This is a genomic window from Microbulbifer maximicatervae (SeqCode) (assembly GCF_052467385.1).
On the sequence record NZ_CP174311.1, the window covers coordinates 2,158,092 to 2,182,859 of the forward strand.

Genomic DNA, 24,768 nt, shown 5'->3' on the forward strand with positions numbered 1-24,768 from the left:
TGTGAAAGCAGCCGTATCATCGATGCAGGAAAGTTCACAACAAGACCATGAATTTCTCAATGATGTGTTACGGGGGTTGGCCGGAGATCAGAAAACACTACCGTGTAAATACCTATACGACGAACTTGGTTCTCAGTTATTCGAGAAAATATGTGATGTAGACGATTATTATTTAACCCGTACTGAGGCTAAGATATTCAATCAGTATCTACCGGATATTGCTGAAGAAATTGGCCCAGGGGCGCTACTGGTGGAGCCTGGTGCAGGCAACTGCGAAAAAGTAGAGGGCCTACTGCATCTTTTAAAAAACCCTAGCGGATACTATCCCATCGATATTTCCCCGGAGATTCTCTATTTGGCGGGGCAACGAATTAAAAAAGGCTTACCTCATATTTCTATCTGGCCGGAAGTGGGTGACTTTACTCAAGCCGAAGTATGGGACAATCTGTCAAATATTGAGTCAAAAAAACGTGTGGTGTTTTTTCCTGGTTCGACAATTGGAAACTTTGAGCCGGATAGGGCGGAGCAGTTGCTGGAGACGTTTGCGGCGAATTTGAGAGCGGGAGACGGCCTGCTTATCGGAACTGATTTAGTTAAAGATTCCGTTGTACTGGAGAGGGCGTATCACGATAGTGAGCATATTACGGAGCAGTTTAACAAGAACCTCCTGCAACGAATTAACAGTGAGTTGGGAGGCAACTTTGATTTGTCATCTTTCTCTCATCGCGCTTTCTATCAACCATTACGACAACGCGTAGAGATGCATTTAGTTAGCCTCCGGGATCAGAGCGTCGCAATCGCCGGGGAACAGATCGTCTTTTCGGAAGGGGAGACTATTCATACCGAGAATAGCCATAAATATAAAGTGAGTAGTTTTAATACCCTGTTGATGAAAGGCGGCTTTAAACCTGTTCGCCACTGGACTGATTCCTCTGAATCTTATGCTATTCACTATGCCCAGGCTATCTAGGGAGGTTTTAGGTCTCCTTTTCTCACTGGTGATATTGGCCGCACCAGCAAGTTTTGCTGGTGCGGAGGAAAAAAAACAGTGGGATGCCGATAGTTTTATTGTGTATAAACATCCGCTTTGCTTCTGTTGTAACAAATGGGTGGATTATCTACGGGGTAACGGCATTGCCGTATCTACCAGTTCTGAGCTGAATATGGCCAAAATTCGGCAGCAATGGGGTGTTCCTCGGGGGATGGAGGGTTGCCATACGGCGGTGTGGCACAACAAATATGTTTTTGAAGGCCATGTTCCCGTCAAACATATCCTGCAATTTATTTCCTCTCCTCCAGAGGATGGAATCGGTCTATTAGTACCCGGGATGCCCGTTGGTAGCCCAGGAATGGAAGTGGATGGAAAGTTTGAACCTTACAATATTTATCTGCTGCTGGAAGGGGGAGACTATCGCCCCTTTGTCCGAGTCGAGAAGCCCCAGAGTTAGCTCTTGTTTTTAGGTCTGTAGCGAGCTGTACCAAATAATATAGAGATAACTCGCTGCCACACTGATAACACTTACCGGCAACATCAATAAAAAGAACTGCCAGAAGTTAAATGGTTGCACACCAAATTTTTCCGCCTGCTGCAGCACTATTACATTGCTGGCTGCGCTGATTATAAATAGGTTACCAGCAACTGTAGATATGGCTGATAGCATCATAAGTGTTTGAGTGTCGTGTTCATGTAGCAGATTCAGGTAGATTTCCACTACGGGAACATTGGAAAACAGTTGGCTGGCAAAAAAACTGACAAAAGTTACGGTTTCAGGTTCAGCCAGATTAATCCCGCTCTTGTGCAGAAAAAACTGTAGTGATCCGGACTTGAGTAGTGAGCCGGTCACAATAAACATAGAAATAAAGAAAAAGAGGGTGGGCCAGTCTACTTCTCTCAGTATTCTTCTTCTTTCATGACTCGCCAGATAAATGGGTGAGCAGGCGACCAAGCCTATTTGACCCAAGGTCGGGTGGTAAATACCTTCTACGTTATGAAGTACACTGCCTAATGCTATTAGAATTACCAGAAGGGCTGCCGACAATAGAGGTGGCCATTTTTGTGCTATCTCATTGTCCTCTCGATGCTGAATGCCTACATTGTGACTGGGTTCGTCAACTTTAAGAAACCTTTTTAACCAAAGAATCGACAGCAGCATGGTGATTGCTGCCGGGATAAAGATCCACTCGGCAAATACCAGAAACATATTGTCAAACTGCCCTGCGTTGGCAATCAAGATATTTTGTGGGTTGCCGACTGGGGAGATCATGCTGCCGATCGTTACGGTGGCACAAAGTAAAATAAGTAGGGGTACAACACCACAGTTCATATCCCGAGCCATCAATAGAGCGATGGGTACACCAATCACTGCTGCAGCATCATTGGTGAGAAGGGCGGCGCAGACGGCCATGATCAGGACATAGCTTGCCAGTATGGTATTGGGGTTTTTACGGGAGAGTATTCGCCTGCTGATTTGTGCTGAAATCCCTGTGTCGTACAGAGCGGATGCAATCGAAAATACAGAGAATAAGTAGAGGATTAAGTCCCAATCCACTGCAAAGAATGCATCTTTAAGTGTGATTTGCCTCAAGGCCAAAAGTGCTACTGCGCCAAGGGTCATGATGTGCCAGATACGAACGGCAGATGGTAGCCATTGGCGCACGGCTATTAGGATAAAGATGATTGCCGAGACGGTTAAGCTGATAGACATCTATCGTTATCCGAGTGTCGCTAGTCCCAACTGCTACTCTGGTTTTCAGCATTGCTATTTTTCTGAGGCTCTATCCAGTGCAGCAGAGTGCCAACAAGGCCATTCATAAGAGTTTAAACAAACCTCTTCTCTTTACGAATTTCTTTGCTGGAGATGTGGTTGCGGGTTTGGGACCATACCTGGCTATTTACCTGCTCTCAGCCATGCACTGGAAGCCGGGAGATATTGGGGTTGTCCTGGCAATTGGCGGGGTAACCACTGTACTGCTGCAGACACCTGCTGGCGCATTTATCGATAGTACTCGCTTTAAGAGAGGGCTTATTGCCACTTGCGGGATCATTATCGGTATTGTTTCTATTACTATTGTGGAATTTACCAGCCACAAGCCATTGATTTATCTCTCCCAGGTTTTGATGGGAGGCGCAATTGCCTTCGTGGCTCCTTCTATTGCGGCAATCACACTCGGGGTTACCAGCGATAAAAACTTTACCTATCAAACCAGTGCCAACCAGGCCTCCAATCATGCGGGCAATGTCTTTGCTGCTGGGCTCGCAGCGATTCTTGCCCTGACTATTTCCGGGCAGGGGGTGTTCTGGTTGATGGCGGTTATGGGTGCCCTTATGGCGATCTCGGTAGCCTTTATTCCGGGAAAATCTATCGATCATATCCGTGCTCGGGGCGGAGAGCACAAGGATCTAGAGGGCAAAGCGCAGCCGTCAGGCTTTAAGTCACTGCTGTCTGACCGGCGCCTGGTCGCTTTGGCTGTCAGCGTCTTTCTATTCCACTTTGGCAATGCCGCGATGTTGCCCTTGGTGAGTCAGAAACTGTCGATTAACTCGAATGCGGATATAGCTATTGCCTTTACATCAGCTTGTATCATCGCCGCCCAGTTTATGATGATGCTGATGTCCTTTCTGTGTGCGGCCAAAGCGGATACCTGGGGGCGCAAGCTAATCTTCCTTATCGGTTTTTTTATCAATCCGGTACGGGCGCTGTTGTTCATGTCTACGGACAATCCGTACTTCCTGGTAGCAATTCAATCCCTGGATGGCGTGGCTAATGGTATATTTGGCGTCATTATTATTTTAATGTGTGCCGACCTGACACGTGGTACGGGCCGTTTCAATGTTACTCAGGGCGCTATGGCTGCCTTGGTGGGAATTGGTTCGGCATGTAGTAATTTTTCTGCGGAATATATTGTTCAGTATTTTGGCTATGGCGTTGCTTTTCTTACTTTGGGAGCTATTGCTCTGATCGCCGGTACATTTTTTCTGATTTTTGTCCCAGAAACGAAAGGGGCAACAATCCCTAAATCATCAGCAGGAAACTGATAGCCCCGGTTGTTTCGACTATTGATAGAAATCTATGGTTAATTCTTTTTCTCCAGCCCCAGGCCTTGGCAATCGACATATTCAGACCGTATTCAGTCGTTTTCACCGCGCCACCCCCTGGATTGAGACAGATTGCCGCTGGTACGAAACGCCTGATGGCGATCGCCTTTCTTTGCATTTTCCCAGGCCGCTACGCAATGATCTCGATTATCCTCTGGTACTGATACTTCACGGTTTGGGAGGTTCGGTAGAGTCGCCCTATGTGCAGGGGCTGATGGAAACTCTTCTGGCATACCATTACCAGGTCGCTGTAATGCATTTTCGAGGTTGTGGTGGTGTGCCTAACAAGTTGCCGAGGGCCTATCACAGTGGTGACACTGAAGATCCTCGCTGGCTGGTTAGTGAACTTAAGAAGCAGTTTCCATTAATGACGATTGCCGTGGTTGGCTTCTCATTGGGCGGAAATGTTGTTCTGAAAATGTTAGGTGAAGATGGCGGCCGCGGGCAGGTAGCCGCTGGGATTGCTGTTTCGGCGCCAATGGACCTCCATGCCTGTAGTCGCTACATCAACACTGGTATATCCCACCTTTATGAGCGCCACCTGATTAGCGGGCTTCGTTTGAGCCTGCTTCATAAGGCGAAAGACCCACAGTTGGCTGCGGCCTTACCCGATCTCAATTGCAGTGAGGACTTTGTCGATTTCAGGCATTTCGACAATGCTTTCACTGCGCCGTTACATGGTTTTCGTGATGTGGATGAGTATTACACCCAGGCATCCAGTAAGCCTTTACTCAAAGATATTCGCACGCCGACTTTGATTATCAACGCCGTTGATGATCCTTTTATTTGTCCATCAGCGATACCTGTAACCAGCGAAGTTAGTTCTGCTGTTGATTTGGCGGTGAGTGATCGAGGGGGGCATGTAGGGTTTATAGATGGGACGGTATGGAGCCCCAGTTATTGGCTGGAGAAAAAAATACCCTACTTTTTGGGGGCAGTCGTTGGGTTTCCAAAGGGAGCCCGTTAGGGGGCTCCCATTTCCAGGCTCAGGGTTAACAGCACTGGGTACTCGATTGATCCGCTTCGGGAGTGTCGCTGGCAAATGGCATTTCCTTGCCGCAGCCGGGAAACAGGCCATAGTGCCGCGAAAAATCGCCAATAAACTCGAAGTGGGGTGCGAGACGGGTCTCTGCGAGCATTCTCCAAGTATTACCGCACACAGGGAATACTCGTCCGGTCTCAATAATGTGGTGTCCATCGAGAACGAATTGATCGGCAGAGCTCGGTAGTGTGCCTTTGTAAATCACTGCTTGGCCGTAATCCTCACAGTCTTTTTCCAGTTGCGCTAATTTGAACAAGCGATAAGTGGCGGAAAAAAATCGAATTGAACCACAGCGCTGGGCCAGGGTTGGGTTGGTGATAAGTAATGGCCGGCTCTCCACCAGGCGTGGATCGCGGAAGCCGCTGCCCTGAGCAATTTCCAGAAAGTCATTCCAGTAGAGTGCGCCCCCAAGACACTCGCCAAACAGCTCGGGGTCAGAGCTAATTGCGGGGGGAATACGACGGTCGGCATAGACATCGGAGAAGTAAAATTCTCCCCCTTGTTTCAGCAGCCGGAACAAGCCTTTGAGTACAGCATCTTTGTCTGTGGAGAGGTTAACTACACAATTGGAAATGATCACATCAAAGCTTTCAGGCTCTAATTCCAGTTCCTCCAGCTTTTCGATGTAGCCGTGCAGGAAGCGGACATTGTCATAGCCAAACTTGTCGGCGTGATGGGCTTGGTGCTGCCTGGCCACAGCCAACTGCTCTTCCGTCATATCGACACCTACTACTTCACCTTTTGGGCCTACCAACTGGGAGAGCAAGTAAATATCCCGGCCTGAGCCACAGCCAAGATCCAGTACCCGGCAGCCTTCCAAAAGTGGAGGGCAGACAAGTCCGCAGCCGTAATAGCGGGATAGGACATCGGGATGAATATTGGACAGCAATGGTTTTAGCCACTCTGGCATATCGCTGGGATCACAACAGGCATTGGTCTTCAGGTCTGAAGAGTTCTTTAGTTGGCGTCCGTAGTAGTCCTGTACTAAATCGTGCATTGGCTCTTTACCTATTGCGGGGGTTAACCAAAAAGGCGCAGTTGCGCCGGTATTGGCGCTCTTTGTAATTTTGCTGAGGAAGTGTAACAAGTCTGCGGTTCCCGCGACTAAAAACCAGAGGAATCAGGGAAGAGTCGAGGAGTTAGAGGTTCCTCTGGCCAAAGGTTTCCGCTTTCGAAACTGATATAGAGCTCTATACTGGCATGATATTTCACTCATTCTGGCTCGAGAGGCGGGGTAAAGCAGAAAAGTCTCAATTGGCACAAAAATACCAGCATGATGCACTAGATATTTCAGAATCAGCAAAATTGCCTTTTGGCGCCAGTGGGAATTGGTTTGTAGAGAATCGCATTATTTTCGTTAATATCGACTCTCTCCGCTTCGATATTATGAGGGAACGTAATTGAGCGATCACCTAGCTCCCAGTGCTTCGACAGAGTCCGCCGAGGATTCCTTACAGAATTCGCAGTTCCTGGTGGATTTGCGCCAGCAGATGCTGCGTTTTGCCAGTTTGCAGTTGCAGGATACACAGCTGGCTGAGGATGCTGTTCAGGAAGCATTGATGGGTGCCCTAAAGAACTCGCGAAGCTTTTCCGGTCGCTCGGCTTTGAAGACCTGGGTCTTCGCCATTCTCAAGAACAAGATTGCCGACATGTTGCGACAGAGACAGCGCTTCGTAGATGCGGATCAATTGGTTCGTGGGGATAGGGAAGAATATGATCACGATGAGCTGTTTGATCAGACGGGGCACTGGCAGAAGGATGAAAAGCCCAAACGCTGGGCTGATCCTGAGTCGGCAATTCACGATAAGCATTTCTGGCGGATCTTTGAGGCCTGTCTCAGCCATCTTCCCTCGCGCCAAGCGCAGATCTTTATGATGAGGGAATTTATTGAGCTGGAAAGCCATGAGATCTGTGCTGCCATGGAGATTACCGTTAGCAACTTAAATGTCACATTGCACAGGGCGCGCCTTCGCTTGCGCGAGTGTCTGGAAGATAACTGGTTTGGTGTGGAGAAGTGACAATGATGAAGACCTGCCGGGAAGCCACGAGGCTGATGTCTGAGTCCCAGGAGAGGGACCTGCTCATTTCCGAGAAGGCGAGCCTGAAGTTACATCTGGCGGTTTGCACACCTTGCCGCAATTTCGGCAAGCAGATGAAGACCCTCAGGCATATCACCAAATCCTATGCTCAGGGTGGCCCCGAGAAAGCTGACAACGAAAAATAGCATTTCGCACCTGGGGCCACTTATCCAAAATTGGCGTTCCTAGCGGGGAGGGCGGACCGGGCGGTAGGCGATATGGCCACCGACAAAGTGCGGTTCATACCAGTAGGACCCGCAGTGCTCATAGGTAACGTTACCAACAGTTACTGCAACACAGCTGCGAGGCAACGTATATAACCACCCGCCGACACCTACGGCTGCTGCCGTACCCCAAAATGCTGGTCCCGGGTAGGGCCAGTAGTGGGGGCGCCAAGGGGGCGGTGGGTAGGGTGGATGATGGGGGTGAAATGGGGGGTGATTGGGAAAGCGCCTTGCAAACTCCCCCGGGGCATAGCCACCGTGGAAGCCTCCACCCATCGGACGCATCCCATTAAAATGTCCCCCAATATTGAAATGAGCCCCACCACCACCAAACCGACCAAAGGCTTCGGCTGAGGGACTGGCCAATGCAGTCAGTAGTGCCCCCGTGACCAGGGCAGGCACAACCAGTTGTGCAAGGAAACCCGTCTTTTGACCGTTGCGATGCATCATGGTGTGGCCTCCTTATTGGGTTCCGCCTTCTTAAACTGGATCTGCTTGAGCTTGTCGGTGGAAGGGGTAAATTGCCCGGCGGCACCAGGTTTGGCTTCCATCCATTTCAAGGTGGCAATAAAGCGCGGCTTGGCGGGGTCGCGGGTATTCACTGTTGAAATACGCAGGGGCAGGGGCTTGTCACCAGCCTTGATCCAGATTTCCCAGTCCAGGTTTTCAGAGCGAAATGCCCAGTGCTCGGTTTTTTGGCCGTCAACCATAGGCCGGTTTACCAGAAAGCCTTCTTTGATACCGGACCAAACATTTTCCTTCCTTCCCCATTCGAGGAGGTCGGCAAAAGGAATCTCAATGCCGTAATCCTTGGCGGCTTTGGTCAAAACTTCCGCTGTAGGCTGGGGTGCTTCCATTTCTGCGAAATAACCATCGCGGGGAGCAATCACGGTGAACTTGTCGCCATTGTGAATAAATTGACGGGTAATAGAATCTGTTTTCAGGTCTACACGCAGTTGCTTTGGTGGCATTGCCATATATTTGACGGTACCGCCAATCAGGAGCTTTTCCTGATTTTCCAGAACGACTTCTGTGAATATATCGGCGTTAAACATCATCATTTTGAGGCTGGCGAGGTAGTCACCCATTCGTTTCAAGGTTGCCATCGCCTTGGGGTCTAGGGGCTCGTTTGATTCCATGGCCCCCATTTGGCCTTGAGGAGGTTTGCCTTGCTGCATTTGCCCTGGTGGCTGGGGGGGATTGCTGTCATCGGTCGATTGAGTGGGGTGCCCTGGTGGCGGGGTTTGGCCTTGGGAGCCAGTGCTATCGGGTTGCGGGGGTGGAGTCGGGTTTTGAGCGACAATCGCAGGGGCTAATGCCACCGTCGCTGCAAGAATCAGCGCCCTAGCCAAGCCACCAAAGGGTTGAAAAGCAAGCATTTACCGGTACCTCCCAATACATAGCCATAGTTGTGGCATCTGAATCAGTGTAGAGGAGAACCTTCGCGCCTGCTGTTGCGTCAAATCGAGTATTGAAACGAGACTGGCTATCCAGAATTGCTGGTCAATAAGCTGTTGTTTTACAAAACTTTTGCCGTATTCAATTGAGGCTCTGGTTTATGTTTGCTAGAGTCGGTCCATTATTGATACTAGCCTGCTCCTATGAATGTGGTTCGTCTGTCATTTTTACTGATTGCGCTGCTGATTTTCCAGACAGCTGGCGCCTTCTATGACAGTCATGATGAGCTAGAAGATATCACCATCCACTTCTCTTCAAATCATATTGATCAACTCCCGGGAGTAGCTCCTACTGACGAGCCTGATGGGGGTTCAGTCACTTTCTCGCTGCCTTCCTCCGGTGAAGAGCAATCTACACCGACGTTGGATTTCTGTAATCACTGTTGCCATTGTCACGGAATTAATGCAACCGGGCTTTTGGGGCAGTCTTATCAACCTCTTCTTCGGGGCACTATCAGTTACAGTGACACAATCAGTGCAGCTGTGCCCTCAGGTTATTTTTCTCCACTTTTACGCCCACCTATAACCCAAGTCTGATTAGTTAAATACAGCGTGTGCCGCTATAGAAGTATGTAGCTTTTGCTCGCACACGATGATCGAGTTGTGACTTGGGAGAATTCCATGGATTTTTTTTCCACGCTCTCGCTGAGCGTGATTGGTCGTGCATCCTTTAGATTTTTGTTGACGACCGCTCTACTTATATCTGCGCAAGCTACCTCTGCGCAGAGGGGAGAAGTATTGACGTTGCCAGAGGCAATACAGAAAACTCTGGCACAAAATCCCCAGATTGCAGTTTTTCCACTCCAGCAATGGGCATTGGATGGTGCTGAGTTCACAGCCGGCCTACGTCCTGCATGGGATTTTGGTTTCGAAGCTGAGTATGCGGTATACGGAGATGATGGTTCATCAAGCTCAAGCTCAGGCTCCCCCGGCCGGCCCGGTCCGCCAAGTGACGACGATGATGATGATGACAAGGAACTTGAGCTGACTGCTTCTTTGTCATCAGTTATTGAGTTGGGGGGCAAACGCCAGGCTCGAATTGATGTTGTCAATGCTCAGCGGGATCTCTTAATTGCCGATGAGCAAGCGACAGCACTGGATGTCTTGGCCGAGGTGGTTCGTGGTTATGCGCAAGTTCTCGCCGCCGCAGAATTATTGATTCTGGAAAAAGAGAAGGTCTCGCTGGCGCAAGAAGCGTTGGACGCTGTAATTACAAGGGTCAATGCTGCTGCGTCCCCCATAGCTGAACGTATGCGGGCTGAGTCTGCACTGGCGAATGCCATTTTGGCCGCCGAGGCACAGGAGCGAATGCTGAGCTACTACAAGTACGCACTATCCGCGCTGTGGGGGCAACCTACTCAGGACTTTGCAGTTGACTCCAGCGTGCTCTTCCGATTTGAGCCAAATGCCAGCTTTGATGTTCTGTACGAGCGGGCTCAGGAAAACCCTTCTATTGCCCGTTTTGCCTCTGAAGAGCGCTTGCGCGCATCTCACCTGCATCTGACACAAGCGAAATCGACCCCCGATATTGGTTGGTATGCAGGCTATCGGAACGACAAAGAAGATGATGAGAATGCTGTCGTTGTTGGCTTTAACGTACCGCTTTTTACCGGGCGGCGTAATCGGGGTAAAGAGATTTCTGCAATGGCTGAGCTGGAACAGGTTCAGTTGGATAGAGAAGCGGCATTGCTAAAGCTCTATCCCCAGCTTTTCTTGGCGGTAACGAGCCGTGAACAAGCGCTGGCCATTGTTGACGAAATGCAAAATACCGTTATTCCCACATTGCGCAAGGCGCTCTCTGAGGTTGACCGGGCCTATCGCCGGGGGCGCTATTCCTATGTTGAGTTGATCTCTGCCCGCGAGGAATTGCTCGATGCTGAGCGCTCGAGAATTGTGGCGGCACGCTCTGTTCATGTGTATGGAGCGGAAATTGAGAGGTTAACTGCCCGGCCATTGGGTGTCGTGGTTGTCGAGAGCAGTAGATGAAGTTGAGTTTAAAAATGAGCAGATTAAATAGAACTTTTAAGCTAGCGATGCTGTTCCTAATCCTTTTGGTACCTCAAGGGTGGGTGGCAAATTTTAGTTATGCCAGTGGCTCCCATGGCGGAGGGCACCATGAAGAAGAGTCCAAAGGGCCCCATGGAGGGCGGCTTCTGGAGCGCGGAGACTTAGTAGTTGAGCTGGCTTTGGTAGAGCAAAGTGGTAAGGCTGAGTTTCGCGCGTGGGTTCAGAAAAATGGAGAAGCACTGAATAATGCGGATTTGAGCCTGACTCTAGTTCGACTTGGGGGTGAGTCAGAACGAATAGCTCTTTCCCGTGATGACAGTATTGATTACTGGCGCAGCCATAGAGATTTGCCTGAGCCCCATTCATTCGATATTGAACTCTCCCTGACCTACAAGGGGGGTAGTGCTGAATGGAAGTTTGAATCCTATGAGGGCCGCGTAAAGATAGCCGAGGATATGGCAGCAAAAGCCGGTATTAAAACTGCGATTGCCGCACCGGGAGTTATTCAAGAGCGCGTCACTCTTTACGGCAAAACTGCTATCGATCATCGCAGCCTCAGTCATGTTCGTGCTCGTTATCCAGGCACCGTTGTCACGATTGAGAAAGCGTTGGGAGATTCAATACAGAAAGGAGAAAAGCTTGCAACAATTGAGTCCAATGACAGCTTGCAAACTTACTCCTTGATAGCGCCTATCAGCGGTCAGATTATCGATAAGCAGGCCAGTCGAGGGGAGTTTAGCGGTGACCGGGTACTGTTTACGATTGCGAACTACAAGCAAATATGGGCAGAGCTTCAAGTATTCCCCACTCGCCGGGGACAAATTGCTCGCGGGCAAAAAGTTTCTATTACCGCCGATGGGCTCTCATTTGATTCGACAATTGTCAGCTTGGCACCGGGGGGCAATGGCACGCCTTTCGCAATAGCCCGCGCGATGATTGAGAATCCAGAGGACATTTGGACAACAGACCTGATGGTTCAAGGAGATGTGGTCACCCATGAGAGTCCTGCGCCCTTAGTGGTGGAAAATCAAGCGCTACAACCCTTCCGCAATTGGACCGTTGTGTTTGTAAAAGTAGGGGATGCTTATGAGATTCGCCCACTGGAACTTGGGCGGACCGATGGCAGGGTTACAGAGGTATTAAGTGGACTCAACCCTGGAGACCGCTACGTCACTGAAAACAGTTACTTAATCAAGGCGGATATAGAGAAATCCGGCGCTGCTCACCACCATTAATTGAGGCCAGAAGATGATTGAAAGCATCCTGCGCTTCTCCATTGAGCGGCGTTATTTCGTATTGTCCCTAATTTTTATTCTGGTGGGGCTCGGGGTTTGGAGTTACCAGAAACTCCCTATTGATGCGGTCCCCGATATCACCAATGTTCAGGTGCAGATTAATACTGAAGCACCTGGTTACTCGCCTTTAGAAGCTGAACAGAGAATCACCTATCCGGTAGAGGCGGCACTTGCCGGACTTCCCAACTTGGAGTACACCCGTTCGATTTCGCGCTACGGGCTATCCCAAGTGACCGTGGTTTTCAAAGAGGGGACAGATCTCTATTTTGCGCGAAACTTAATAAACAGTCGTCTGGGTACCATCGAGAGCAATCTGCCCCCGGGGTTGGAGCCGGAAATGGGGCCCATTGCCACCGGGCTCGGTGAGATCTTTATGTATACCGTGGAGGCTTTACCCGGAGCAACCCAGCCCAATGGCCAGCCCTACGACGCCACTGCACTGCGGGAGATTCAGGATTGGATTATTAAACCGCAATTGTCTCTCGTTCCGGGGGTTACGGAACTAAATACTATCGGTGGCTATAACAAGCAATATCACGTAACACCGGACCCCCGCCAGATGCTTAACTTCGGCGTATCTATGGAGGATATTGCCGAGGCTTTGCGTCGCAACAACGAAAGTCGAGGTGCTGGCTATCTGGAAAATAATGGACGCCAACTGTTAGTGCGTTCACCGGGACAACTACAGAATATAGGAGAAATTGAAGACGTAGTAATTACCAGCCGATCCGGGGTGCCGGTTAAAATTTCTGATGTTGCTGAAGTGGCTATTGGTAAAGAGCTGCGTACAGGTGCTGCTACGCGAGATGGTGAAGAAACCGTATTGGGCACCGCTATGATGCTGGTGGGGGAAAACTCCCGCGAGGTGGCGCGCAATGTGGCGGAAGCTTTGGAGCAAGTGAAATCCACTGTACCTGAAGGTGTAAAGGTGGAAGCGGTTTACGATCGCACGACGCTCGTGGACAAAGCCATCGCTACAGTACAGAAAAACCTTATTGAAGGTGCGTTGCTGGTAGTCGTCGTGCTGTTCTTGCTGCTTGGAAATATTCGGGCTGCCTTTATTACGGCCGCTGTAATTCCGCTGTCCATGCTTGCCACTATATTTGGTATGGTGCAAACCGGTGTTTCTGCCAACCTGATGAGTCTCGGTGCGCTCGATTTCGGTCTGATTGTCGATGGGGCTGTAATTATCGTAGAAAATGCGATTCGCAGGCTCGCCGAAGCCCAACAGCGCAAGAGCGGTAAGTTACCTCTGCAAGAGCGACTGGAGCTGGTATTCCAGGCCACCAATGAAGTGATTCGCCCGAGCCTTTTTGGAGTGTTGATTATCACGGTGGTGTATATTCCTTTGTTCACACTGACTGGTGTCGAAGGAAAGATGTTTCACCCTATGGCCGCTACTGTGGTTATGGCGTTATTGGCTGCATTGGTTCTTTCTCTCACCGTAGTACCTGCAGCAGTTGCTGTTTTTCTCACCGGGAAAGTCAGTGAAAAAGAAAATAAGCTGATTGTTGCTACTAAGTCACTGTACAAGCCGCTTTTAATTGCCGCAATGAAAGTGCGTTGGCTGGTACTATCAGGGGCTCTTGCTTTAGTACTGTTTTGTAGTTGGCTAGCTACTACTCTCGGTTCTGAGTTTATCCCTCAGCTTAATGAGGGCGATATTGCACTACACGCTTTACGTATTCCGGGGACTGGCCTTGAGCAGTCGGTGGAAATGCAGCGTCTACTGGAGCAGCGCATTAAGGCGTTCCCCCAGGTAGACAAGGTATTTGCAAAAATTGGTACTCCAGAGGTAGCTACAGATCCAATGCCTCCGAATGTGGCTGATAACTTTGTGATCCTGAAACCCAGAAATCAATGGCCCAATCCAAAACTGCCTCAGGAGCAATTGGTGGCAGAAATCGAAGCAGCCGTTCGAGAGCTTCCAGGTAATAACTACGAATTTACCCAGCCAATCCAGATGCGTTTCAACGAGTTGATTTCTGGTGTGCGTGCGGATCTGGGCATCAAAGTATATGGTGATGACCTGGACCAGCTGGTCGCTTCGTCTAATCAAATCCTGGGAGTGTTAAATGGGATTGAGGGTGTAGCCGATGCTCGAGTAGAGCAGGTTGAAGGTCTGCCAGTTCTCTCTGTAGTCCCCAAGCGTATAGCGCTTGCCCGCTATGGTATCGACCTGAAAACCCTACAGGACTTGGTATCAACCGCAATTGGTGGGGAAACTGCAGGGCTGATTTATGAGGGTGACCGTCGCTTCCAATTGGTAGTAAGGCTGCCGGAAGGTCTGCGCCGGGACTATGAAAACCTTGGTGACTTACCTGTACCTTTACCCGCTGGTAGCCCGCTAGGTAGCTATGTGCCCTTGTCTGAAGTAGCCAATCTTGAAATGACACCGGCTCCCAATCAAGTCAGTCGTGAAAATGGCAAGCGCCGTGTAGTGGTAACCGCGAATGTACGCGATCGCGATTTAGGATCTTTTGTAGAGGAGGCAAAAGCCCGAATCCAGCAACAGGTGTCTTTGCCTGCCGGTTACTGGTTGGTATATGGAGGTACATTTGAACAACTGGAATCTGCAAGTACGCGTCTTTCTATCGTTGTCCCGCTGACGCTTTTGGTAATCCTCGGTCTTCTGGTAATGGCTTTCGGCTCATTCAAGGATGCCTTGATCATTTTTACAGGAGTTCCCTTAGCGCTAACTGGCGGGGTGCTAGCTCTATGGCTGCGCGGTATGCCTCTATCGATTTCTGCAGGGGTTGGGTTTATTGCCCTTTCTGGTGTTGCGGTTTTAAACGGCCTGGTAATGCTGTCATTTATTCGTCAGCTGCGGCAACAGGGCGGTGAGCTTTTGGTTTCGATTATTGACGGAGCAATGATTCGTCTTCGTCCTGTACTGATGACTGCTCTGGTCGCCAGCTTGGGGTTCGTGCCTATGGCATTGAATGTGGGTACCGGCGCAGAGGTACAAAGGCCCCTGGCCACGGTTGTGATTGGGGGGATTATTTCTTCCACACTTCTAACTCTGTTTGTACTTCCGCTACTGTATCGGATTGTGCATGGCAGGGGAGGGGAAGAGATGATTAAAAACGCTATTAAGTAGATGTTTCTGCCTACTTCACCTCACAAAAGAGGTGAAGTAGGTGGAGAACCAATGAGGCAAGATTCAGTTAATTTATTGCCTCCTAGTGACGCTCTAAACAAAAGGTATGAGTGCAGGTCGTTCGGCGTCCTAATAAACTCCCCTATGAGTCTGTAAGATAATCATAGTGTCTAATATATAGCCTGCGTATGGTTTAAATGTATTGCTTTTATGGGGCTGTGTTTTTTTGGGGAGTGGTACATACTGAAAGTGATTCGATAGCTTGAGACGCCTAGTTTATGTGGAGCTGATTCATATCAAATTCTTTAGAGTGTTGATATATTTTTCAGCAAAATTTAAAGCGTTATTTCTTTTTGTCAGTGGCTCACAGTATGAAAAGACAAAAACGGAACTTTTTTCTGTTGAATAAGTGCTCAATGATATTGGATGGGCGCCATGAGTTTGGAGTGAGGTACCTATGATGGGTTCAAAAAAATTCATGTGCACACCCAGGGATTCCAGGTTACCCAAGTTGGATACACATAACCCTTCAAGAAAGTAGGGGTTGTTGGTTTCGTACTTTTCAACCCACTCTATAATACTCCCTAAATCATAGTTCTTGTGAAAGTTAAACTTACAATATTCACCGGACTCTGCCTGCCGATCAAGTTCAGTCTGTAAGTGCTTTGCCAGCTCCCAGGTGTTCTCGATATCGATATCTGGTGTAACCTCAAGAGTAGTAACTGCAGAAAATGTACCAATAACGCTTAATTCGATTCCGGTACCGCATAGGTCGCGGACATCCATGGGTAATAAGATTTTGATCCACTCTCTGTGATTTGGCAGTATGTTTGATGCCTGGATGGCAATAGCACAAAAAAGCGCACTAGGTCTTACTTTGTGTTTTCTGCCAATAGTTGCAACGTGAGAGAGTTCCTCCATAGGAAATTTGCGATATAAAATATGGCCCTCCCTTTCAGTAACAAAAGCGGCTTCTTCTACTGGCCATTTAAATAAATTTTCTTTAATTCCAGATTTTTGCTTGTTTGAGAAATGCTTGCTTGAATCAAAGTAGGTCTCAACTGGGTTGTATAACAGCTGTCTATCTAACCTGAATCTTCCTTGATCCAAAAAATACAAATCTAAAATATAGAATATGATCCCGGCAGACCGGCCGTCCAATGCAGCATGATTGCTGACCATAGATATGTAGCCGACTTTACCGAGTGAATTTAGATAGAAGGAAAGAGTATATGTACATGCTTCAACATTGAGTCCTGTTTTACCTCTGCGAGTATATTCATACTCAATATTAATGGGTATTGAAAGCTCTTTTATTTCTATAGGGATATCCTCAAAGGGTACATCGCAATACCAGCGCAGTTGCTCAGTTGACTCAACACGAGCCTGTAGAAGGGGGTAAATTTTATGGATTAAAGAAAAGGCAGTTTTAAGTTGCTCGACACTCAGTGGAATTAGAACTTTATAAAAGGAAACCAGCAAGGTTCCCCCGCAAGTTCTCCTGGCTAGCTCGGTAAATAATGCTTCTTCAGGCCCCAGCACCCTGGAGGACTCTCGGCTGGACATAGGTGCTCTTTCCAAGAACAGATTGACTTAATGTCAAACTTAATAAAATAGAAGTTAAGATGCAAAAATATTGATACCTAAATATTGCTTGCTTATCTATATATACTTGTTCGGAATACATAAGTGCTGGCTAAGATTTGTCGTGGCTTGATCTAAGATTGACTGGTTTGAGGTGCATTACTTGAGTAGGGGTATGGGGCAATAGCTCCTTTGGTATACATGTATGCCTTTCAATAAAGCTAGTAACGTCGCCTCCTTTCGGTAGGTTACATTAAAAAAAGTACTGAATTTTATATGGTTTATTGGCTTAAGGTTGATGTTTGGTGAAATCTATGAGATGTACATGATATGACAGACTGTACTTGGTTGGCGTTGCCAATATTTCCTTGCATTGATTTTTGGTGGTCACTTGTAGTGACCAATTGATTCTTTGTTGGAGAATCGTATATAAGGTGAAATTGTTTGGGGGTAGCCTTGGCTGATTAGGGAGTAGTGGGCGCCTTTGCTTTTGTTCGTTTTTTTAAGTCAAGGGTTAGTTCTCAGGTTTTAAAAGCCTCTTGATAGTGTTGATGAATTTTTCTGCAAAATTCAAAACGCTATCTCGTTTTGTGAGTGGATCACAGTACGAAAATATAAATACAGAATTACGTACCGTTGAATAGGTTAGTAGTGAGATAGGGTGAGCTCCATGTGTTTGAAATGGAATTGCCGTGATGATTTCAAAGTGCTTCATTGCTGTGCCAAGCGCTTTCATGCTGCCTACATTAGATATACACATTCCTTCAGAAAAGAAAGATTTCTTTTCCTCATAATCCTGAGCCCATTCAATAATATCCTCGAGTTTATATTTCTTGGGGAACATGAACTTGAATGGTTCTCCTTCTTCCGCCTGTTTATCAAGCTCAATCTGTAAGTGGCGCGCTAGTTGCCAGGTGTCTTCTATATCTATATTGGGCATGATTTCAAGAGTGGTTGCTGATGAAAAAGCACCTACTGCACTTAATCCAATTTCAGTGCCGCAGAGTTCACGAACATCCATGGGTAGTAAAATTTTTATCCAATCTTTATGGTTGGGTAATATTTTGGATGCTTGAATCGCAATGGCGCAAAACAGGGCGCTTGGCCTTACCTTGTGACTTTTCCCTATTTTTACCAGTTGTGAAATTTCTGCAATCGGAAATTGCCGATATATAGCATGACCTTCACGTTCTGATACAAAAGCAGGTTCCTCTACGGGCCAATTAAAAAGTTCATCTTTTTGAGAAGATGGTTTTTCATGGGCAAAGTATTTAGGGGAGCTAAAGTAGCTTTCGACAGCTTCATAAAGTGGTTGTCCGCCCAACCTGAATGTTCCTTCATCTTTAAAGAATATGTCCAAAATACAGAATAAAGTCATCACTGATCGGCCATCCAAAGCTGCGTGGCTGCTGACTAGTGAGATCCATTCAACTTCGTCATGGGAATTAATATAGAAAGAAAGTGTATATGTGCATTTTTCAACATCAAGGCCCGTCTTTCCCCGACGATTGAATTCAGCCTCGAAATCAAGAGGCCCCTTCAATTTTCGAACCTCAATTGGAATTGACTCGAATGGTACGTCGCAGCGCCATCGAAGCTTGTTGCCGGACTCAACTCTTGCCTGTAAAAGTGGGTAGGTTTTATGTGCCGATGCGAAACCACGTATCAATTTTTCAACGCTAAGAGGAGTGAGTACTTTGATAAAGGAGATTACTAATGTCCCCCCGCAAGTTCGCCTTGCCAACTCGGTGAACATAGCCTCCTCTGCACCTAATACTCTGGAGAGCTCTGTAGCTGGCACAAAGTACCTCCTTTTTAAAGCCCATCCATATCATGTAAAGTAACTTGAATAGGCTTGAATCGCAAAAAACAATTGCTTAAAGGTAAATGGCTGTAGATTTGATTTTGGATACTTTGTTGCAGAAGAATAGTTAAGTGATGGTAAGTTGTACTAACAATAGTTTTATTGGTGCGGATTTTAATTTAAGGGTTTTTCCAGGAAAATTGTTGTTTATTGGTCTGTAGCGGGTTTAGTGAAGTTCTTTACATTTGCTTTTACCCTACTGGGAGGAAGTAGACTTACAGTTGGGTTTTGGACAGTAGCTTTGTGGTCAGCATGTTGTAGTTGATGTAAGCTGTGGGTGAGTGCTCTTAGTAGGGGGGTATATTTGCTCATACACTGGTTGCCCCTTGCTGAGTAAGATAATTTACACATCTTATATAATTTATTCTGACTGGGCTTTTAAAATATGCCGGAACAACTCTTTACACTTTTACCTTTTTGGCCTGCGATACTTGGAGCTGTAGTACTTTTTTTTCTGGCTAAATCCATCGTGATAGTGGAACCAAAGCAGTACCACTTCGTGCTATTTCTTGGTAAGTACTGGAAAACTGCCACCCCTGGTTTCAACTTGATTATTCCCTACCTTTCCTGGGTAGACAAAAAAGCCTCAACGGCTCTACACGAAACCCCTGTTGAGTTGAGCCTAAAGACCAGTAATCATGTTACATTTGGTTTGATTCTAAAGGTTCAGCATCAGGTGTCATCGGATGTGCAGCTTGCATACAAAGCTCTCTATGATCTAGAGAATTACCAGGCACAGCTGAAGTCGTTTGCAACAGATGCAGCTATTCCTGTTGCCAATGGCATTGAGCTGGAAGACGTTTATAACAAAAAAGAACATATAGCTGACAAGGCTAAGGAGCGCCTTCGCCAATTTTTCCACGATTTTGGTGTAGAGATTGTCGATGTATTATCAGATGAGCCGCGGCTACCCAAGTCGGTAGAAGTTCAGGCTAACAAAGTTATGGAAATGCAGCGGGAGAAGCAGGCCGCTACCTACGAGGCTGAGGCGATCCGGGAGCGCGAAGTGGGTAAGGCTAAAGCTGATGGCGAGTCCGTAAAGATTCGTATGGAGAAAATGGGGGAGGCACGACGGGTATATGCACAAAGTGCAGCCGAGGCTATTAAGGTTCTCACCAGCGCTGGTACCAGTGCAGACGAAGCGTTGCGCTTTATGACTGCCATTGCAGATAATGATGCGCTGGTAACTGCTGCACGTCACGGTAGTACTGTGGTAATGGCTACCAGCCAGGCGCAGCAAGTACCTGTCGCTTTGCCGTTACCTGATAAGTCGGCTGCGGTAGCAAAACAACGGCCGCTGAGAGAGCCCGAGCCTGTCTAGTAAGGTCATCCGAGGGGTAAGCCTATGGGCTTATCCTTTGGTAGCTTCGGGGTATCTTGATAGTACTTTACTCCGATAGTTGATGTCGTACTGCTCAGCGCTACAGTACTTGATATTCTAAGTGGTACAACTACAACATTTTTCATGCTCCTGGCGCTGCTTATATTGCTTTATCAGTTGTCTTTGGTCGTAATTTGAGTCAATGGGCCGATATGATCTTTGCTAGGCATTTTACCGGCGAGTCCAAGCCGGCTAGTCCCGACTATGGTTGGCCCAAGTTAAGGTATGAATTGATTGTATTTATAAAAACACTGTTAGCCTGCGTAATCACCCTAGCTCTCATTCGAGCAATGACATGAATGATCGGTAATCTAGATAAATCATTTGCACTTTATATGTGGGATGATATTTTCAAAGCACTCTTATTTTTTGGCATATTTTTGGCCCTGGATGGAGGACTATGTTTCGCCTGTTTAGAAGGCCATTGAAGCACAGCTCTTAGAGTATTTTGTGCTATTGCTGTTTCGAAGTTCTATTATGACTCCTAGTGTGTATTTGGTCTGCATAGCTAGTGGCGGAAAATTATACGTGATATCGAAGCTGTCAAGTTTTTACCTGGAAGATGATGCTCGTATTATGTCTCGGAAGGGCAAGGTATCGCTATTTTGTAGTTTGTTGGTATTGGGCAGGAGTATTGATGTCCACTATCGCGCCAGTATTGGTCTCACATGAATTGTTGCATCTCAAGAAGTTATTGGTAGGGTAATGCTTGGAGGGGGTCCCAGCTGCTAATAAATAAGAATAATATGGTTTTTTTGATTTTGACCTAAGAGCAAGGGTAAGAGGTGCAGCTATAGTAGCTCATATATATTATCTTGCCGCGGCTGCTTAAAGAACCTTATTTGTCGGGGCAGAAATGCACCATCACAAATTATTCAGTGACAAGAGTGAGCTTTATAAGACTGCTAGGCCAACCTATCCTCCAGAGCTTTATAAGTGTCTCTCAAGCTTGGCTCCATCAAATAAACTTGCCTGGGATTGTGCTTGCGGTAGTGGTCAGGCAGCGATAGGATTGGCTAAACTATTTGGTAGTGTGTACGCAACTGATATTAGCGCCGAGCCAATAAAAGCGGCTAAAGTTCACCCTAATATTCACTATCAAGTAGGACCTGCTGAGCAGTGTGACCTGGCAAATGAGAGTTGTGATTTGGTTTGTGTAGCCCAGGCGTTGCATTGGCTTAACCTTGATGATTTTTGGCCCGAAGTTCTAAGGGTTTTGAAGCCAAAAGGTATTTTTTCAGCTTGGGGCTATAACTGGCCAGTCTTAGATGGAGGTCTGGCTCAAATATTCAATGAACTTATTTTGGGTCCAATAGAGACGTACCGGGCTCCACAAAACAAATTGCTCTGGAATCACTTTAAGGATATAGACTTTCCTTTTAGTGCTATACAGGTTTCGAAGCCAACTATGGAAGCAGTCTGGGACCTGAATGAGTTTTTTAAATTTATACATACTTTTTCGGCCGTGCGGAGATGTATAGATGGCATGGGTGGTGAATTTATGGAGCGGGCCTACCGTAAGGCTAAGGAGGTTTGGAAAATACCTCAAGAGAAAAGAGTGATAGCATTTGATTTTGTGCTCTATGTAGGGTGTAAGAAAGGTTGGTGATAGAGAGATATCGCTATCACTAGATCAGGGCAGTAGAAGTGCTTTGCAAATCTGTATTTAATTTCAATAGTAACTTATCAAATTAGAAAATACCGGGGAGTTAAAAATGTCTTATGCAGATGGATTTGTAGCAGCTGTACCCTCAAATAATAAAGAAGAATATATTAAGCATGCAAAAATTGCTGCAGAGGTATTTAAAGAGCAGGGGGCTCTAAAGGTTGTTGAAACTTGGGGTGATGATGTTCCAGAGGGCGAATTAACCTCTTTTCCTTTGGCCGTAAAGTGTGCTGGCAATGAAACTGTAGTGTTCTCCTGGGTCCTCTGGCCTTCTAAAGAGGTTCGAGACTCTGGATGGCAGGCGGTTATGGATGATCCGAGGATGAATCCAGATCAAAACCCCATGCCATTTGATGGTAAGAGATTAATCTATGGTGGCTTTAATATTATATTGGATGAATAAGGCATGTTTGTGGGTCATTGCGGAATGTCAATAGCTTAGTTTGAGTTGCCTTTGAGGTAGTATTTTATCGTGAATTGAGTAGTGCGAAGGTTCCGTTAATGATTGATACGTAGTTGTATTTGGAGTGCAGCTACACCTGAAGAGGGTGGATATATTCTGCAGCTTAGTTGGGCTTCGTGATTCTCGAAGCTGGTGGCGACTATCCACTGCCTAAAGAAAGTGAAATTGCATTTCACGGCTTCGAAGATGGTCTTAACTTCTTTAGTTTGGTAAATTCGTCAAAAGCCCAATATCGCAATGTGGTATTGTTTAGGTCTCTCCCAGGAAAATTGGGTAATCCTGGTTAATGGTATGACTATAATTCCTACCAATCTTGCACTATTTATCCTGGTCGTTTAGGGTGGATAGTGTTGGGCTGGTGGCTTTGGTAGAGATATTTCTCTCTTAAAGAGTGTATGTTTGTTAAGCGCTTGCCCCCTCTACGGACCCGACGACCTTGGTTACAAGTAATAACGCCATGGTAGCCTCACGACGGACTTGTCAGGTTGGTGTTTGGGGGATAGTAGGAGTTTGCTCTCCGCATCGAATGATCCGGAACATGTGGTTAGTGTTACAACTATATTGCACGTTTGTGTATTTTATTCAATACTCAGTAGATTTAGGGTGATTATTGATATCGGCTTTATTCGGGTCATTGTCGCTCTTTTGGAGTTGAATGTACCTGTATTTAGGGGGTAGGCTTGTCTAATATACATAACTCTGGAAGCTGCCAATCCACGGCTATTAAATTTCTTTTTTCCACTGCCTACCCCCATGATCGATCGCCCACGCTGTAAATGTAGGGATTATCTACAAGTACAGTTATTTGATACGCTAGAGGAATCGAAGACAGTCAGGGTCGGAAGTATTGGCTGTATTGGAGCTCCAAGTATTATTTAAATTAGTGCAGGTGGGATCGGCAAATGGGTCCAGCAAGTCGAAACCAACATTATCTGTAGATATATTGCCTCGAATTACATTGTCGACACTTCCTGACTGCTCTATATATATTCCCTGGTCACCATTATATTGGACTGTGTTTTGGAGGATTGTATTGCTAGAGCCGCTGTCGGAGATCTCAATACCATCATCACCATTATTGGAGGCAATGTTTTGGGATATATAAGAGTTGTTTCCATTAATGACGATTCCGCCACCATCATTGTTTTCAGAAATATTGAATGATATGGTTGCTCCTGATCTGTTTAGATCAATTCCGTCATCTTCACTGCCTGCAGTATAATTTTGGATAATAGAGGCTGAGGCGCCATTAATTTCGATTCCTTCGTCACCTGCCCCATTAATTATATTTTGTGTTACTGTAGTGAAGTCGCCACTGGCATCTATGCCATCATCACCATCCACCCCATTACTAGTAATAATATTGCCCTGTATTAGATTGTTATTACTCTCTGCTCTGATTCCGTCATCGAGGAGAAAATTAGTGATTTGTGTGTGAAGAATTGAGTGTAAGCCGGAGCCGGCTACCAGAATGCCCCCTGGACAATTCTCTACGCTCCCACCGATAACTTGACGAGAGGTACCCTCAACCATTATACCAAATTGTCCAGTTTCTCCAGCTTCGCCGACGCATGTGATTCCGCCATCACCTGACATATACAGGTTTCCTGAGGGGCCGGTAATGGTTAAAGCGTAAGGGTTTTCTGGTGTTAATTCACATTGTAAATTTTCTGTAAGAGTGGTAGGTGAATTAATAGTATCAAAACATTCAACGGCAAGTGATTGAGGGGAAAATATAACGGCTGAAGTGCTTACCATTAAGTAGATGGGCGCAGTCAAAGACTTGGAAAATTTGATATTCATTGATGATTCCTTCCATGTAATAGGGTATTAGTGGGTTTAATTTATCCTTGTTTTTTAGGTGTCCTGAAATGGTTTGTTTAGGGTCTTCAATGCAGTTTTGTGGTTAAAGTGGGTGGCTGTTATTACAGCAACAATTCTGCTTTATGTGGTTGTTTCTTTCAAATATTTATTTGGAGTTTTGAGATTGTTGTAATTATATTTTTTTATAAGTCTTTGGATGTTTCCCTTGGTCTATGAGGTTAGTCTTGTCCGGGAAGTGCTGGTGTTGATTTTTAATATTTATATGGAAATGTTTAGTGTCGGTTGCCCTATATAGATATTGAGAATTAGTGGGTGTAATTATCTTGTCTGATACTTGTCGCCTCAGGTAATACTTTTTGAATTCCTTTAAGGTCAATACTCCGGGTAGTTTTAAATGGCAATCTGGGTAGGGACTATGATCAAGGACTGGGAGTGATAGGCTCTAATAACCATGTAGTTTAGTGCTTCCACATGAATGTCTAGGGGGTGTACAATTTTGTGATGCCGAAAGTTCCATAGGGAAGCCTTGAAGATCGCAGATGCTGCGCTGTGACCCTTGCAATGAGCTGGTGGCATTCGTTGCATGCTGCGCCTAATGTCTGCGACCATCAATGCCTGCAATATACTGCAGAATTATTTTGAGGCCCCTATTAAAAATTTAATTATGGCGCTTTAATAAAACTGTTC

Annotated in this window: 20 protein-coding genes; 13 read left to right on the top strand and 7 right to left on the bottom strand. The window is 46.7% G+C overall.

Annotation, left to right across the window (positions count from 1 at the left end; all coding sequences use genetic code 11):
• Position 1: 1 nt before the first annotated feature.
• Together egtD and ACJJIR_RS09245 are read left to right on the top strand one after the other, a co-directional pair.
• The gene (gene egtD, locus ACJJIR_RS09240; protein ID WP_413662212.1) at positions 2–970 is read left to right on the top strand and encodes an L-histidine N(alpha)-methyltransferase; all 969 of its coding nucleotides are present in this window, start codon (positions 2–4) and stop codon (positions 968–970) included.
• 28 nt (positions 971–998) lie between these two features.
• Positions 999–1,448, top strand: coding sequence for a DUF411 domain-containing protein (locus ACJJIR_RS09245; RefSeq protein ID WP_413665867.1), 450 nt, complete (start codon positions 999–1,001; stop codon positions 1,446–1,448).
• 9 nt (positions 1,449–1,457) lie between these two features.
• Here the strand turns inward: ACJJIR_RS09245 and ACJJIR_RS09250 are convergent, their stop codons facing one another.
• Entirely contained in the window at positions 1,458–2,705 is a 1,248-nt protein-coding gene (locus ACJJIR_RS09250; RefSeq protein WP_444908102.1) for an ArsB/NhaD family transporter, read from the bottom strand.
• Positions 2,706–2,782: 77 nt separating this feature from the next.
• Between ACJJIR_RS09250 and ACJJIR_RS09255 the strand changes: the two genes are divergently transcribed.
• Positions 2,783–4,036: an MFS transporter gene (locus ACJJIR_RS09255; protein WP_444908103.1), complete on the top strand. Its 1,254-nt coding sequence runs from the start codon at positions 2,783–2,785 to the stop codon at positions 4,034–4,036.
• A 34-nt stretch (positions 4,037–4,070) separates the two neighbouring features.
• Positions 4,071–5,063 (top strand): hydrolase, encoded by a 993-nt coding sequence (locus tag ACJJIR_RS09260; protein WP_444908104.1) that lies wholly within the window; start codon positions 4,071–4,073, stop codon positions 5,061–5,063.
• Between the two features lie 25 nt (positions 5,064–5,088).
• Here ACJJIR_RS09260 and ACJJIR_RS09265 read toward each other — a convergent pair whose 3' ends face one another.
• Positions 5,089–6,135, bottom strand: coding sequence for a methyltransferase domain-containing protein (locus ACJJIR_RS09265; protein WP_444908105.1), 1,047 nt, complete (start codon positions 6,133–6,135; stop codon positions 5,089–5,091).
• Positions 6,136–6,538: 403 nt separating this feature from the next.
• Here ACJJIR_RS09265 and ACJJIR_RS09270 point away from each other — a divergent pair, with 403 nt between their 5' ends.
• Together ACJJIR_RS09270 and ACJJIR_RS09275 are read left to right on the top strand one after the other, a co-directional pair.
• On the top strand, positions 6,539–7,156 hold the full coding sequence (locus ACJJIR_RS09270) for an RNA polymerase factor sigma-70 (protein ID WP_444908106.1): 618 nt from the start codon (positions 6,539–6,541) through the stop codon (positions 7,154–7,156).
• Between the two features lie 2 nt (positions 7,157–7,158).
• On the top strand, positions 7,159–7,362 hold the full coding sequence (locus ACJJIR_RS09275; RefSeq protein ID WP_282933051.1) for a zf-HC2 domain-containing protein: 204 nt from the start codon (positions 7,159–7,161) through the stop codon (positions 7,360–7,362).
• Between the two features lie 39 nt (positions 7,363–7,401).
• Here the strand turns inward: ACJJIR_RS09275 and ACJJIR_RS09280 are convergent, their stop codons facing one another.
• Together ACJJIR_RS09280 and ACJJIR_RS09285 are read right to left on the bottom strand one after the other, a co-directional pair.
• Positions 7,402–7,890, bottom strand: a complete 489-nt coding sequence (locus ACJJIR_RS09280) for a hypothetical protein (protein ID WP_413662207.1) — start codon at positions 7,888–7,890, stop codon at positions 7,402–7,404.
• Positions 7,887–8,819 (bottom strand): DUF2092 domain-containing protein, encoded by a 933-nt coding sequence (locus tag ACJJIR_RS09285; protein ID WP_444908107.1) that lies wholly within the window; start codon positions 8,817–8,819, stop codon positions 7,887–7,889. The genes ACJJIR_RS09280 and ACJJIR_RS09285 overlap by 4 nt, the downstream gene beginning before the upstream one ends.
• A gap of 222 nt (positions 8,820–9,041) precedes the next feature.
• Between ACJJIR_RS09285 and ACJJIR_RS09290 the strand changes: the two genes are divergently transcribed.
• From ACJJIR_RS09290 to ACJJIR_RS09305, 4 genes are all read left to right on the top strand, one after another.
• Positions 9,042–9,434, top strand: a complete 393-nt coding sequence (locus tag ACJJIR_RS09290; RefSeq protein WP_444908108.1) for a hypothetical protein — start codon at positions 9,042–9,044, stop codon at positions 9,432–9,434.
• 84 nt (positions 9,435–9,518) lie between these two features.
• Entirely contained in the window at positions 9,519–10,883 is a 1,365-nt protein-coding gene (locus ACJJIR_RS09295; protein ID WP_444908109.1) for a TolC family protein, read from the top strand.
• 14 nt (positions 10,884–10,897) lie between these two features.
• Positions 10,898–12,139, top strand: coding sequence for an efflux RND transporter periplasmic adaptor subunit (locus tag ACJJIR_RS09300; protein ID WP_444908110.1), 1,242 nt, complete (start codon positions 10,898–10,900; stop codon positions 12,137–12,139).
• 13 nt (positions 12,140–12,152) lie between these two features.
• Positions 12,153–15,299: an efflux RND transporter permease subunit gene (locus ACJJIR_RS09305; RefSeq protein WP_444908111.1), complete on the top strand. Its 3,147-nt coding sequence runs from the start codon at positions 12,153–12,155 to the stop codon at positions 15,297–15,299.
• Between the two features lie 291 nt (positions 15,300–15,590).
• Here ACJJIR_RS09305 and ACJJIR_RS09310 read toward each other — a convergent pair whose 3' ends face one another.
• The gene (locus ACJJIR_RS09310; protein WP_444908112.1) at positions 15,591–16,865 is read right to left on the bottom strand and encodes a hypothetical protein; all 1,275 of its coding nucleotides are present in this window, start codon (positions 16,863–16,865) and stop codon (positions 15,591–15,593) included.
• Positions 16,866–17,397: 532 nt separating this feature from the next.
• Positions 17,398–18,684 (bottom strand): hypothetical protein, encoded by a 1,287-nt coding sequence (locus tag ACJJIR_RS09315; RefSeq protein WP_444908113.1) that lies wholly within the window; start codon positions 18,682–18,684, stop codon positions 17,398–17,400.
• A 532-nt stretch (positions 18,685–19,216) separates the two neighbouring features.
• On the opposite strand from ACJJIR_RS09315, the gene ACJJIR_RS09320 reads away from it, so the two are divergent.
• From ACJJIR_RS09320 to ACJJIR_RS09330, 3 genes are all read left to right on the top strand, one after another.
• Entirely contained in the window at positions 19,217–20,068 is an 852-nt protein-coding gene (locus tag ACJJIR_RS09320; protein ID WP_444897494.1) for an SPFH domain-containing protein, read from the top strand.
• Positions 20,069–20,984: 916 nt separating this feature from the next.
• The gene (locus ACJJIR_RS09325) at positions 20,985–21,737 is read left to right on the top strand and encodes a class I SAM-dependent methyltransferase (RefSeq protein WP_444908114.1); all 753 of its coding nucleotides are present in this window, start codon (positions 20,985–20,987) and stop codon (positions 21,735–21,737) included.
• A gap of 106 nt (positions 21,738–21,843) precedes the next feature.
• Positions 21,844–22,197: a DUF1428 domain-containing protein gene (locus tag ACJJIR_RS09330; protein WP_444908115.1), complete on the top strand. Its 354-nt coding sequence runs from the start codon at positions 21,844–21,846 to the stop codon at positions 22,195–22,197.
• Positions 22,198–23,070: 873 nt separating this feature from the next.
• Here ACJJIR_RS09330 and ACJJIR_RS09335 read toward each other — a convergent pair.
• On the bottom strand, positions 23,071–24,060 hold the full coding sequence (locus tag ACJJIR_RS09335) for a right-handed parallel beta-helix repeat-containing protein (protein ID WP_444908116.1): 990 nt from the start codon (positions 24,058–24,060) through the stop codon (positions 23,071–23,073).
• Positions 24,061–24,768: the final 708 nt, after the last annotated feature.

What these genes read in the sequence shown, in the direction of transcription:
- ACJJIR_RS09250 (WP_444908102.1), bottom strand. Translation starts at nt 2,705, where the DNA reads ATGTCTATCAGCTTAACCGTCTCGGCAATCATCTTTATCCTAATAGCC.
- ACJJIR_RS09260 (WP_444908104.1), top strand. Translation starts at nt 4,071, where the DNA reads ATGGTTAATTCTTTTTCTCCAGCCCCAGGCCTTGGCAATCGACATATT.
- ACJJIR_RS09265 (WP_444908105.1), bottom strand. Translation starts at nt 6,135, where the DNA reads ATGCACGATTTAGTACAGGACTACTACGGACGCCAACTAAAGAACTCT.
- ACJJIR_RS09275 (WP_282933051.1), top strand. Translation starts at nt 7,159, where the DNA reads ATGATGAAGACCTGCCGGGAAGCCACGAGGCTGATGTCTGAGTCCCAG.
- ACJJIR_RS09280 (WP_413662207.1), bottom strand. Translation starts at nt 7,890, where the DNA reads ATGATGCATCGCAACGGTCAAAAGACGGGTTTCCTTGCACAACTGGTT.
- ACJJIR_RS09285 (WP_444908107.1), bottom strand. Translation starts at nt 8,819, where the DNA reads ATGCTTGCTTTTCAACCCTTTGGTGGCTTGGCTAGGGCGCTGATTCTT.
- ACJJIR_RS09290 (WP_444908108.1), top strand. Translation starts at nt 9,042, where the DNA reads ATGAATGTGGTTCGTCTGTCATTTTTACTGATTGCGCTGCTGATTTTC.
- ACJJIR_RS09295 (WP_444908109.1), top strand. Translation starts at nt 9,519, where the DNA reads ATGGATTTTTTTTCCACGCTCTCGCTGAGCGTGATTGGTCGTGCATCC.
- ACJJIR_RS09300 (WP_444908110.1), top strand. Translation starts at nt 10,898, where the DNA reads ATGAGCAGATTAAATAGAACTTTTAAGCTAGCGATGCTGTTCCTAATC.
- ACJJIR_RS09305 (WP_444908111.1), top strand. Translation starts at nt 12,153, where the DNA reads ATGATTGAAAGCATCCTGCGCTTCTCCATTGAGCGGCGTTATTTCGTA.
- ACJJIR_RS09310 (WP_444908112.1), bottom strand. Translation starts at nt 16,865, where the DNA reads ATGTCCAGCCGAGAGTCCTCCAGGGTGCTGGGGCCTGAAGAAGCATTA.
- ACJJIR_RS09325 (WP_444908114.1), top strand. Translation starts at nt 20,985, where the DNA reads ATGCACCATCACAAATTATTCAGTGACAAGAGTGAGCTTTATAAGACT.
- ACJJIR_RS09330 (WP_444908115.1), top strand. Translation starts at nt 21,844, where the DNA reads ATGTCTTATGCAGATGGATTTGTAGCAGCTGTACCCTCAAATAATAAA.
- ACJJIR_RS09335 (WP_444908116.1), bottom strand. Translation starts at nt 24,060, where the DNA reads ATGAATATCAAATTTTCCAAGTCTTTGACTGCGCCCATCTACTTAATG.